This is a genomic window from Colwellia sp. BRX10-4 (assembly GCF_014077465.1).
Taxonomy (GTDB): domain Bacteria; phylum Pseudomonadota; class Gammaproteobacteria; order Enterobacterales; family Alteromonadaceae; genus Colwellia_A.
The window spans coordinates 31,125-44,406 of the sequence record NZ_JACGVZ010000003.1; the positions used below are offsets into that span (position 1 = coordinate 31,125).

Here is a 13,282-nt window from a genome sequence, read left to right on the forward strand (position 1 = left end):
ATTACGACTTGCTAGGGTCTAACGGATAGCTATCTGTATCGTCATTAACACCATCATTATCACTATCTTCGTCTAGTACTAAGCCTGAGTTATTGATAGCATCTTCACTGGCTATTTCAAGGAAAAAGTTAACTTTTCCATCGCCATCGGTGTCAACAGACGCGACTTGTGTCTGTTGGAAATCATCTTTAACACTTAAACTTCTGGCAACTTCAGTAATAATTGACTCTTTTTCAACAACACCTAGTACTGAGTTGTTGGCTAATTCGAGTGCTTCACTGTATTTACCGATACGCATTAATTGCTCTGCATATGAGGGTAAATAGGTTAATTTTTGCTGATTAGCCGCATCAGCAAGTTTAACTAACCTATTTTCTACAAGGGTATTCCAGGCATTGTATGCAGTCGCTTTAATTTGGCTATAATTGTCTAATGTACCGGCATTATCCTCAATAACCTCCAGATAATCACTATAGTCTGTAAGTGAACCGTTAGTGTTAAAAAACTCATTCGTTATCTGACCAACCTCTTCGTTTACAGCCATACCTTCAAATAAGTTTAATTGCACAATTGCTCTGTCGTAATATGCTTGAGCGGTTGTAAATTCACCACCTTGGGCAATGCTCATACCAACAGTCTTTAACCGTGTAATTAATTCTTCATGATCTGCGCTATCAATTTTAGCGATGTTGGTTTCAATATTGTTGACTAATACTGAAAAATTATCACCTAAATCAAATTTATTCGCATAAGCTAAAAACCTTGAGTTAGCTTTAATCGCATCAGAAATTTCAACATCGTTTCCGTCAATACCATCCGAAAAATGCGTTTTAGCAAGACCAATACAAATATCTAGTGCACCTATCGCTTGGTCATTATAGGCTGCTTCTCCGGTTAATCTGTATAGCTCAGAAAACTCTTGCAAAATTTTCTCACAGCTTCCCGTTACAAAGCTTTCTAACCGTAAATTTTCTTCAACATAATCGGCTGAACTCACTAACGTTAGCGCTTCAGTTAAAAATTTAGCTGCTGCTGGATATTCACCTTGTTTACGTAAATATACGGCACCACCAGGACTTGCACGATTAAATGCAACTAAATTAGTGTAGTGATTACGTAAATTTTCTGGGTTTTTAGCCGCAATGACTAAATTAAAAGCGGCGTCTTTATCTTCCATGGTGCGAACACGCGCCATTAATAAAGCATCTGCCGCATCTTCTTCTACAAAAAGTAACCAAAAACTGCTTGGATCGAAACCAGCAAGATACGGTTCTAGGCTTGCATCAGGATAAAGAACAACAAACTGCTCTATTACACTATATAAGCCAAACGGGTATTCGATACGTGTAACAGCAGAATATTCATCAGCTGTACGCGGATAATTTTCATCGATACCTATTACGCCATGTAATGCTAAAACATCATGTAGCGCTTCTCTGGCGTTACCAAAATCATTTAGCTCCATGTAAGATTCTATAACATCGAATAAAGCGACTTGCCGCGTACTATAATACGCCATGCCTTCATTACCATTGCGGTCGTTACTAACGAAGCGATTACTGATTAGCTTTGAATAACTATATAAACGCGTCACCATTGAGTGTGCAAGATCATAATCAGTTTGTAGATTTGATATTTGCCAATCTTCAATAACATCATCAACGAGGTTTCGGTATGAAAAAAATGTACGTAATGCACCGGTGGTATTATTACCTTCTAACGCGGCAGAAAATAATAAATCTAGAATACTTAACGCCTGATCGGCTTTTGCTGCTTGACCGGTATTGATATAACTTAATGCTAAGCTATTAAAAAAAGCAGCATCGTCGTTATCAAACGATGAAATCCCCTTTGAAGCGACATACTGGGTATAAGCACTATTTGCTTGTGTTCGGTATTCATCACCTTTATCTAAAATATTTAAGCTATTGTATTGGTGTGAAACCGCTAACAGAGTACGTGCACGCATCTCATCACGAACAATTTGTGCTTCGCTGACTAAACGTTCAACTTGATTAGTCAAACCAGCTTTTGCATAACCAACGGCAAGATTATTAAACACTAGCCCTTGATTAATGTCGTTACTTAAGGACGTTATTTTTTGTTCTGCTTGTTTAAGATGCGATTGTTCACTCGCGTAATAATAATAAGCTCTGTCTGCATTACTTGCTAAACTTGCTTTAATAGTGAGCTCCTTGATTAACTTACCGCCATTATTGTCGGTAATAACCAAGGTAAAGCTGTCATTTACATCCACTAAAGATATAGGCGTGTAAGTGACTTCACCTGACGTTTCGCCTATCGTTAGTTCACCATTCTGTGTTGTTGTGGTTATTTGGTAATTAACCGAATCGCCATCGACATCAGTTGCTAAAACCAAACCTTTTTTAACTTCACCACCAGACACTAATATTTCGGTCGCGTCTAACATCGGTATGTCATTAACCGCATCAACAGTTACATTAATGGTTGCTTTTGCAGTTTCTTCGCCGTCACTAGCACTAATCTCAAAACTATCAACGCCGTTAAAGTTCGTATTAGGTTGATAAGATATTTCACCCGTTGACGCATTAATATCGATAGCCGCATTAACCGATGCGTTAGCCAACGCATAGGTAATGGTATCTTTTGTATTTTTGTCTGTTGCTTGTACATTTAGAGTAGTGAGTTGATCTTCACTGGTTACTGTTTGATACGATGTTTGTTCAAAAGTTGGTGCATCGTTACCACCAGAACCACCACATGCACTTAAACCAACAACTGATAAAATGAGTAGTACGTTATTATTTTTCATTATTATTTATCCCTTAAAAAATCACAGCAATACTAATGGGAATGATTATCATTTGCAATAGGTTTTGGTCAAATTATAATAATTATCAAAATAGCGATGAACTACGAGATTAATGACTCAAAATCCTGTAAAAAGATTCCACTTTTCAAGAAAAATGGTTCAACACAAAGTCTCTCGGAATTAACTTGCATCTGTTAAGTAATCAATACAAACAAGCTAGCAATACTTGATAAACTAACTTAACTCGCTTTGGGGGCGAAAGCGCCTTAGGCTTAATACTCTAAATTCATTTGAAACTAAAATCAGTCAAATGTCCGCTTTGGAGATTTTAGATCTAACTCTATGTAAAAGTTTTAGGTATAAATTCTGTTGTGAATAGATGGATTTTTTAAGTGGAAAATGAAGCGTTAGAATCTCTGATTTGCCGTTTTTAACCAAAAGCTAATGTCAGGCAATTGGCTCAGCTTGTGTGAAAACTCATTATTGTAAGTTTTCACTATTGAGGGTTTATATCAGCTCTTTGTAAGGCTTCGCGTAGCGAAGCCGATATTTATGAATATCCATGCTTTATATTTTTTATTCGTTCAAATTTGCTGATATTGGCTCCTATTTGGAACATATTTGGGTCTTTTAAGGAAAGAGTTACCTCTTACGGCAACATCACTTCCTTCATCAATATTTATGATCCAAATATACTGAGCATTCTTTTTAAATTATACGCCAATACATGCAGGTTCAATTCTGTACTGACATTTTTAAACCCTCTTGTTAAAAGGTGCGTGGCTCCTGCCCACAACTTAATCGTACCAAAGGGATGTTCAACTGTTTGTTTTCGTTGAAGCATTGCATCAGGCGTTGCTTTGAGCAAGGCTTCCATTTTTTCCATATCAGCTTCATGGATCTAACGCCTCATTCTTCTTGGCTCTTTTTTTGAACGGGTACATTGGCTTCGAATAGTACAATTTTTACAAGCCATACCATTGAAGTAAATTTTGATATCTAATCCTCTTTCTATCGAATTTAATCGATGTTGAAGCTCACTCCCCGCAGGGCAAATATAAACATCATTATCTTGATTGTATTGAAACAGTGATTTGTTAAAAATTCCCTTCTTTTCTGAGCCTGATGTATCGGTTTTAGGTACAAGGGTCGATACACCTAAATCTTGAGTATCTTTAATATCTTGTCGGCTGTAATAACCTTTATCTGCCAATATCGTCGTAACACTTTTCCCTAACGCTTTAAGTGTCTGTTTGGTCATATTGCACAACTGGCCTCTATCAGTTGTATTGGTGACTTCGTGAGCAACAATTAAATGATGTTTCGTATCGACAGCGCTTTGTATGTTATAGCAAATCGCTCGTGTCATGCCCTGTGTCTTCATCAAGCGAGAATCAGGATCGACTGTTGATACTTGTTTATCAGGATGATTATTGACGGCTAATTCCATCTCTTTTAGTTCAACGAGGTGTTGTTTTAAGAAATCTAATTTAGATTCAATATTAGCAATGTCTTTAAGTGAATTCTCTTGTGAATCTGACTGTTCAAGCTTCAAAAAATAATTATTAATATGCTTTTCTACTCGCTCAATATGAGACTTCATTTTGCTCGGAGTGTAGTTTTTATCTTTGTTGTTTGATGCCTTAAACTTACTACCATCAATAGCAACAGTCGCTTCACTAAACATATTGAGTTTATGGCATATTTGAACGAAGGTTTTACAGGTGTTTTTAATCCCACGATGGTTATCTTTTCTAAAGTCAGCGATTGTTTTAAAGTCTGGTGATAAACGCTCCGTGAGCCACATAAGTTCAACATTACGTTGTGTTTCTCGCTCTAGACAGCGTGATGACTAAATTCTGTTTAAATAACCATAGATATAAATTTTGAGTAATATAGCGGGATGATAACCAGGTCGGCCAGTTGCTTTAGATTGAACACCTTTGAAACCAAGGTTTTCTAAATCTAAACCATCGACAAATACATCAATGACTCTAACAGGATTTTCTTTAGAGACAAAATCGTCAAGCATTTCTGGAAAGAGGGTTGCTTGGGAGCGAGATAAACCTTTAATATGACGTGACATACAGCCAACATACAATCAATTAACCTGATGAATATTATAGCAAATATTGAGTGATATATTATCTTGTTTTGAGATTGATTGATCATAAGTATCCGGTGCTTATTCGAAAAAGTGATCAAAACGTTTTCACACAGGCTGGGCTACCACTTGACCTAAAGAACAACCAGTAGCTAACGTCAGGAATACGCACTTCAATGTTATTAACTTAAGGATTTAACACATACGTTTATAATTCATTGGGTACTTATTTGTTTTGTTTCTACGGTCTTGTCGAAAAAACTTCCGATCAGGTCGGATAACACTTAAATTCTTTGATATTTTACTTATCATCAGTTCATATAACTCAAGCTCAGCTACTCTCATAATGAACCTGACAACATTATCCTTTAGCAGATTTATCGCAAAGGTGAAATTGATTTTATATTCATAAAGTCTATTGTTTTTAGGTTTTTTATTTTTCTTTTTGCATCATGGATCGCAGAAGCAGCAAGGTTTTTAGTTAATAGCTTTGCGTGTAGGTCTTGTAAAACACCTTCAACAGAAACACTAGAGTAATTTTCAATATTGAGACGACTTGTCAATACTTTGTAATCTTCTTCAACACCCCAGCGTTTGAAATATAAATCAGCGAAAATAGCAGTAGGATAAGCTTGTAGATCTGTTAATGATGAAATCAAAACCTCTGGCTCACCTGGTAGGTCAACTCGCACTAATCTTAAACGTAGTGATCCGGTCGATATTTTATCTTTTCTACATCGACGAAGAGACTTCTCGATACAAGGAAAATCAACGATATCACTATATTTCCCACTTGCTAAGAAAGCTTTAACAACATTAGAGCTTTTAACAATGCGCATGCAAAAATCAACATTCTTTAGCCTATGGTACTTATAAAACCAAACGGCAGGATAACCTCTGTCGTAAACGACTAAGTCACCTGTTTGGGTTTTATTTAAATGCTTTAGCGCCATTTCACGCTCTCCTGTTGAATGGCTTTCTATCTGTAAATCTAGGGTAATATTATTCTTAACATCATAAAGTTGTGAAAGACGAACATGAGGCATAGCAGCATGTGGGCGAGCTTTACCAAAATGCTCAAGTAGTTTGTTAGAGATAGGTAATTGTGTGACTGAGCCATCAACCGCTAGCAGTCTATGGCCTTGCCATTTATCAATGGTTGCAGTGTCATAGAACGTTTGAACTAGATAATCGTTTAACTCAATAAATGCCTGATGGGAGAGTTTCATTCTGGCTTTACCAAAAGCCGCGGTGCTCACTGACTTTGTTGACAAGTAGCTATCATCGATAACATTGAAAAACCGAACGAGTTCAGCTTGAATTGAACCATTAAGCGTATTCAACATAAAACTCATTAAACGAGGAAAAGTAAGCGTGCGATTTCGAGTGAAATCTGTAGGTTTTTTACGGTGATTTTCTAAAAACTCAGTTGAATGAATTTCATTGGTTGGTTTTTGTACTATTTGAATTAAATACTGAACAGCTCATTGGGGATTTATCTCTATTTTTAATTCATAGGCAGGTTAGCAATTAGCTAACTTATTGTAAATGAATAAATTAACCTTAAGTTAATGACATTGCAAAGCGAGTAGCGGACCTCTTCTTTCGAATGCTTATTACAGATGATCCGACATTATATAAATGACTAATCTAATAATAATCAAACATACGCTAGTATACTCGAAACGATTCAACTTTAGATGGCTTAGCGATATTCTCACATCATGTGAATCACAAGTAATTAAGCAAATATATTTACACAAAAATTACAAAGTCTACACGTTACTTTGCGTTCAAAATTATATTCTCGATACTCTCTTTATATATTATTTTTAAGGAACACCTGTTCATGAATTTTTTACGAAACGAAACAGTAAAAGTGGTACTACTAAGCGTCTCGACGATTCTATTAATTAACTGTGGAGGAGGATCAGACTCTCCAAACCAAGAAGTCGTTATTGCACCAGCCCCTCCGACGCATCCAGCCAGTGCGCTGGATATAAACTTCAGCAAAATGCCGCCCTCTGAAAGTTATGATGCCTACGCTGAATTTGAATTTAACGCCGATGATGCGGCTAGTTATCTTTGTAGTATGAACGGAGATGCCTTTATTGCTTGCGACAGCCCGATGATTTACATGCCATTGGCGGTTGGTGAACATACATTTGCAGTTAAAGCGGCCGATACAACTGGAGCACAGGGTGATGAAAATGTTTACACATGGAATACAGTCAGCGTGACGGAGTCAATTGGTAATCAGCCACATCATCCTGAATTATTAACCGAAAGTGATTATCCAGCAGTCTCAGAAGGTTGGCTCGGAATATTCAGAGTAAAATGTGACTTCTCTCATTCAAGCTACAACGACCCTATCGTTTATCCTAGTGCAGAAGGTGCAGCTCATTTACATCGATTTTATGGAAATACTCTCGTCGACCATAACACCACGGATGAAAGCTTGTTTACAAGCGGTGAAGGGACTTGTCAAGGAAACGTACTCAACAGGTCTGGCTATTGGGCACCCGCATTATTAGCGCCTTCATATGACAATTTGGGAGAGCGACTCCTAGATACCAACGGCGACCCAGCGTGGGTGGCGGTATCAGGGATAACAGGCGATCCGGATGAGTCTCATGAACTTTTTTACTATTCTGCTGCAACAACTGATCTAGCTGCTATTGAGCCAATCCCACTTGGCATGCGAATAATAGTAGGCAGTGGAATGGGTCAACCAGGACAAGAGCAGGACACATCGATAGTTCGCTGGCATTGTAACAGTTGGCGTGCTGCAAATGATGATGACGAAGTACAGTATACAACTGGTATTCCTAGCTGTGACGAAGGCGATATAGTGCGTGCGGATCTGCTTTTCCCCAACTGCTGGGATGGCGTAAACTTAGATTCAGATAATCACCAAAGCCATTTGGCATACCCTATCAAAGGCGGTGGTCAAATAGTTTGTCCCGGTAGTCACCCCATATCACTCGTAAGACTAAGTTATCATTTTGGTTATGCGGTAACCGGGGGTGTTTCCCACCCTTATACTCAGAAATCAGATAATTGGAAACTCGCTTCTGATATGTATGAAGCCACTGATACTAATTCTGGCGGAATGTCTTTACACGCTGATTGGATGAATGGTTGGCAACCCGAGTTGATGCAAATGCTGCTTGATAATTGCATTAAGCAAGGCCTCGATTGTCATGATGGTAATCTAGCAAATGGTTTCCGGTTATCAGACACCAGACCAGGTACTCAAGAAGAGCCTGAAATCATCAATGGTGGTCGTGGTTAGCAAATTAATAATGACTAACCAAGACCTACCTCGTTGGGTCTTGGTTAGTTGGATTAGATACAGCTAATCATTCAAACCATACGAAACTCAAATTACGATAATTTAAAAGCTATTATGGTCAGAATAACGTTAAATAACTGATTTTTGTAGATTTCTTGCGTCAGCAATTAGGTCGATTTAAGTCTTTTGTAGACAATTAGCTTATGAACGCTTATGGCACTGAACGGTCATTAATTTGTAGCTCACACAGCCAAATATCCCATGATCAAAGTGGAAAAAACAGCATCGCTTTGCTGGACTGCTAAAAGCGTCCGCTTTCGGAACTGAACGCTTAATATCTTCAGCTCAAAAGGTTAAATATCCAGTGACCAACATTGGATAACTGCGCTTCTTCGCAGGCAGCCGAAAAATGTCCGTAATCGTATCTTTGCTGACTATTTCGAGGTCGATTTTTCATTAATAATAAGGGTCAGCAATGAGGTAAAAGTGACGGTTAGTACTATCTCGTTTAGGAGGTAAAATCGAAGTAAAAATCTGTTATTTGTATAAATACGACAAGCAATTAAATACAATTAAATCATGATGTTAAAATGGTGTATAGAGTTGACTTATAGTGTCGGGTTCTGTTCGAATGCTACTTTATTAAATATCAATGACTTAGCTTGAATTGTGAGTTAGCAATGAAGCTAACTCTTACTTTACAAACAACCTCGTTTTTTAAACTCAACCTCCCAACCTTTGAATTTTTCAATCTGTTTTTCTAAGGACTTTTTATTCATGTATGGAACCTTTTTTTCTTTCTTTTCAAATATAACACCTAATAATTCTTCCTCAAACATACTGGGAACAACGTGGCTGTAATGCTGTTCTATCATGGCAGTTCTTGTACCACAATTTTTGGCTAATATGTCGATACGCAGATCACGACGGAGTAGTTGCCAAGTAATGTAAGTGTGGCGAAGTGAATAAAGTGTTCTTGCTCCATCAGCTGAATCTTTTAAATCACAAGCGTCAAGCACCTTCCTAAAGGTCACACCAAGTTCATTGGTTTCCCTGCCATCGGCTAATCTAAATAATTTCTCGTTAGGTTTTCTATTAGGGAACTTTTCACGTAACTCTTCTATGGTTCCCCAAATTTCGTCACGACAAATTACGGTTCTGGTACCTGTATATTTACTCGTTTTACCTTTTCTAACTTTGACTTTAAAGCGCACGTTATTGTCTTGACGAGCCATCTCAATATCACCCCATGTAATTCCTTCCATTTCAGTACCGGGACGAATGCCTGTATATACTGCAAATTCCATGTAGTGAAGTAATAGCTCTCTTATTAACTTTGTTTTTTCTTTACGGCTGTTCTCAATCATATTAAAAAGTGTATCAAAAACCTTATTGTATTCATCCTCAGTAAAAGCTGCTCGTCGTTTTCCCTTTTCACCTTGTGACGTTAATACTGGAACTTGGGCTGCAATCATCCATTTGTGTTCAATGGCTTCTTTAAACACCATATTCATTCCAGCATTGTGAGTCAGAATGGTAGATTTAGCAGGGATTCTGCCGAGCTGTTCTATACGCCATTTATTAAATTGACGGATTTTGTCTTGGTCAATTGAGGTGATATACATTCGGTCGAAGTAGGGGATATGATATTTATTCAAGGCTTGAATGTAATCACGGTAACTAACTTTGCCAACGCCATTGTTCAGGTCGTTTTTTAACTTTTCGATAGTCCTATTGGCAACATCTTTAAAGCGTTTACTATCTACCAGTATGTTGTTTTCTGCTTTATATCTATATTCTACGTAGATAATACGGGCTATATCTATAGCCTTATTTAAATCTGTTTCTTTAGTGGCTTTCGAATACCACTTGCCATAAAGCACAAAGCGGCAATACCAACGCTTACTGTTATTTTGAAGATAGACGTATAGTCCATCTAGAATATTATGTCTTTGTATTTGAGTTGCCATAAAGCCCAGTATGACATGAGAATTACTGCTTGCAAAGAAATTTGCAAAGTGTTTGTTTTTTATTTTTAGTTGTTGTAATTATTGGCTTAATTAAAGGCACTCTCTGTTAAAAATCCGGTTTCGAAAGAAGTGACGGTTCAAGTCCGTCCTGCGGTACCATAATATGAAAGCCCTGATTCGAAAGAGTCGGGGCTTTTTGTTTTCCGAAAGATAATATTCAACTAAATTAGTTATGAGCCGCTATAATATGCGTGTTTATTAGATAGTACTAAAAAGGTTTCAATATGGCAGCAACAGCGCATGCACTTCACATCTTGGTTAAACATAAAGAGATAGCAGAAGATATTATTAAGCAGCTAGCTAAAGGAGCTAAGTTTCAAACATTAGCTAAAAAACATTCGTCATGTCCATCGGGTAAAAAAGGGGGCGATTTAGGCGAGTTTAAACGAGGTCAGATGGTACCTCAGTTTGATAAAGTGGCTTTTAGCGGCGCAATATTAGAGCCCCATCTTGTTAAAACTAAATTTGGTTGGCATGTTATTAAAGTGCTTTACCGGACTTAATTCACGACGGGTGATTCTTAATACCGCTTCTTTTTAAAATCGCTGCCAAAGAAATTTTTGTTCAAGCCTGACAGCTGTTATCACATTTAAAGCCCTGCTTTTTATTAGACGAAGTTTTTTATGAAAATTTTATTTGCAACATCAGCTAGATCTAACAATGGTAGCTGTTTTGATTAAAACAGCAGGTTTACTCTAGCTATGCTACTGGTAATAAAATGGTTTATCAATGATGACTAAAATTTAATAGCTAAACCAACCGAAATACTCCCATCAAGCCACAGACCATCTTCTAGCAAAGCGTGGCAGATGCTTTCTTGACAAAATAACTGATTATCCTCTTCTATATAACTTGCATAACCTCGAAGCTCTGTAACAAGAGCGACATTTTTTGATAGTTCGTAGCGCGTGCCAAAAGCCATAGTAAGGGAGGGGTAGATTTCGTCTTTACTGTCAGTTTCAAAATAAGTGGCACCGATACCTAGCGAGATGGTCGTCACATAATTTTGCTGTTTAAGCTGAGTAACGCCACTGAAATGCAAGTAGGTAATATCGAAGGAGTGCTCTTGTAGATCTGAACTACTGACAAAGTCATGGCTAACGGTGTTAAGTAATATTTGTCCTTGGCCATTAGGTGAGTCTTGCCAAGCGATTGCTAAGCCATAATTCTTATCATCAGTGACAACCAGGTCTGTGCCGTTTTGGCTGTTAATTAGATCAGCACTGAACATTTGCCCGATAAAGGGAGTTATTTCTATATCTCGAGCATGGCTTGTAAAAGGTAATAGCAATAAAACTGAATTAATAAGTATGATGCAAATGATATTTGCTGTCGTTAATGACTTTCGCATTTTATTACCTTTTTAATACGGATAAAAAAATAAGTGAGTAAAGCTATTATTAGCTGGGTTACTAGACTATTTCAAGCTTTACAATATTTTTGTAAGCATAGTTGCTTGGTTATTCAATGTGATCAATAATTTTTCAAATAACTCAATACCTATGGTTTCACCAGTGCTACCGGTTTCTTTATCAATACTTTCTACTTCAAAACGAGGTAATATTTTAGTGATTATTGGTGCGTCTTTATGACTTATTAAATTAAGTATTGCCGAATTTACTGTTATTTTAGCGACCTTTAATAAACGTGGTGTCGTTGTAACTTGTTGCTGATTTTCGACACTAGGGTCTTTGAGGGTGAATTGAGCTATATTTTTTTGCACGGTTGATAGTAGTTGTTTGAAGCTGCCACCATCTTCGCTGTAATAAATTGAAGCACTCAAGCCATCAATGGTTATACTCTCGATAAGAATAATATCTTCTTTTAAGCTATCACGATCAACCACTAAATGAATGGCGGCAATACTTAGTGTCGACTTTTCATCGGTCGAAATATTCGATAATAGTGATGGAGCCATCACAAAATTACTAATGGTTCCTGTTCCCTGATACCCATGGACAGTTACGTTTTCAACCGTTACTTTTTGTTGGCTTAGTTGCGAACCAATATCTTGAAGTTGATTTTTAATATGAAAATTTAAAGAGTCACTGGCTAAAAACCATAGCGCAGCACCACATGATAATAATAAAACAAAAATTATGGCTGCAAATTTGTTCAAGGTTTGATCCTAAGTTGTATAGCAAATATTTATTATAACGTACTTTTATGATTGAATTTTAACTGGATAAAAATTTTAACTCAACGTCGTGTTGAAAAGCGTATTTTTTATTCAGCTTGATTAAAAAAAACACATGGGATATAAGATAAATGAATAACGAAAATTAATAAAAAATATATCTACCTATAAAAATAAAAATAAAAATAAGGATCGTTAGTGATATCTCTTAATAAAAAATTGTGGTCGTTTAACTTCGGCTGCCTAATTGCAGGCACGTTTTTTTGGTTAATCAGTTTTGGGGTTTCTGCTCCTATCTCTGAAGTATTTCATTCTTATCCCGATTTTATACTTAATTATCATGCCGGAGTTGTAACCGCTTTTTCAGCATTTTTGTTAACGGGCGCTATTATTTTTATTATGCGCAGCTTGTTCAATGTCTGTGCAAGTGAACATACATTTTGGCTAATGTTACCAAGTTTAGGTTTTATTATTTTAGCGATACTCTTTAGTCAGTCAATATTAATAACCATGCTCTATGCTGCATTTCCAGCATTAATCGTTATCTTAACCAGTGCAATAAAGAGACGGATACCTAAATATAAAACGTTAGCGTAAAGTCCTCAGTTAAGTCTTAGTAGATGATGTTTAATAACGACTGCTCATGTGATGATTTATTTTATTGGTAATTAATCCTTTAAAAATTATCGAGCATCCTCTGCAGAGACAGTAAACTAGGTTTTACTGTCTCTAATGTTAATGCGTTTACAAAGCACATTAACCAAAATATTACTGCGCTACTGCGTTGATATCTTGATATTAAAAAACCACCAGTAAGTCGACAAACAAAACTATCAACGATGCCAGTAGTAAATTCATTACACTAATCCCTGATAATTATCTGCATGAACAATTACCTATTTAAAAATTTGTATTTGTTGTT

The 13,282-nt window shown here is 36.8% G+C and carries 8 protein-coding genes and 1 pseudogene; 3 read left to right on the forward strand and 6 right to left on the reverse strand.

What is annotated here, in order from left to right; all coding sequences use genetic code 11:
• Position 1: 1 nt before the first annotated feature.
• The 3 genes and pseudogenes from H4J67_RS04215 to H4J67_RS04225 all read right to left on the reverse strand — a co-directional run bounded on the left by H4J67_RS04215 (position 2) and on the right by H4J67_RS04225 (position 6,367).
• The gene (locus H4J67_RS04215; RefSeq protein ID WP_182202955.1) at positions 2-2,794 is read right to left on the reverse strand and encodes an Ig-like domain-containing protein; all 2,793 of its coding nucleotides are present in this window, start codon (positions 2,792-2,794) and stop codon (positions 2-4) included.
• A 679-nt stretch (positions 2,795-3,473) separates the two neighbouring features.
• Positions 3,474-4,880 (reverse strand): annotated as a pseudogene (locus tag H4J67_RS04220) (IS1182 family transposase).
• A 395-nt stretch (positions 4,881-5,275) separates the two neighbouring features.
• Positions 5,276-6,367, reverse strand: a complete 1,092-nt coding sequence (locus H4J67_RS04225) for an IS4 family transposase (protein ID WP_310740516.1) — start codon at positions 6,365-6,367, stop codon at positions 5,276-5,278.
• Between the two features lie 380 nt (positions 6,368-6,747).
• On the opposite strand from H4J67_RS04225, the gene H4J67_RS04230 reads away from it, so the two are divergent.
• Positions 6,748-8,193, forward strand: coding sequence for a DUF1996 domain-containing protein (locus H4J67_RS04230; protein ID WP_182202957.1), 1,446 nt, complete (start codon positions 6,748-6,750; stop codon positions 8,191-8,193).
• Positions 8,194-8,891: 698 nt separating this feature from the next.
• On the opposite strand, the gene H4J67_RS04235 is transcribed toward H4J67_RS04230, so the two are convergent.
• Positions 8,892-10,163, reverse strand: coding sequence for a site-specific integrase (locus H4J67_RS04235; RefSeq protein ID WP_182202958.1), 1,272 nt, complete (start codon positions 10,161-10,163; stop codon positions 8,892-8,894).
• 284 nt (positions 10,164-10,447) lie between these two features.
• Between H4J67_RS04235 and ppiC the strand changes: the two genes are divergently transcribed.
• Positions 10,448-10,726 carry a peptidylprolyl isomerase PpiC gene (gene ppiC, locus H4J67_RS04240; RefSeq protein WP_070375841.1) on the forward strand — a complete coding sequence of 93 codons (279 nt, stop codon included), beginning with the start codon at positions 10,448-10,450 and terminating at the stop codon, positions 10,724-10,726.
• A 233-nt stretch (positions 10,727-10,959) separates the two neighbouring features.
• On the opposite strand, the gene H4J67_RS04245 is transcribed toward ppiC, so the two are convergent.
• Positions 10,960-11,574 carry a hypothetical protein gene (locus tag H4J67_RS04245; RefSeq protein WP_182202960.1) on the reverse strand — a complete coding sequence of 205 codons (615 nt, stop codon included), beginning with the start codon at positions 11,572-11,574 and terminating at the stop codon, positions 10,960-10,962.
• 78 nt (positions 11,575-11,652) lie between these two features.
• Entirely contained in the window at positions 11,653-12,342 is a 690-nt protein-coding gene (locus H4J67_RS04250) for a hypothetical protein (protein WP_182202961.1), read from the reverse strand.
• Between the two features lie 216 nt (positions 12,343-12,558).
• Here H4J67_RS04250 and H4J67_RS04255 point away from each other — a divergent pair, with 216 nt between their 5' ends.
• Positions 12,559-12,957, forward strand: coding sequence for a hypothetical protein (locus H4J67_RS04255; protein ID WP_182202963.1), 399 nt, complete (start codon positions 12,559-12,561; stop codon positions 12,955-12,957).
• Positions 12,958-13,282: the final 325 nt, after the last annotated feature.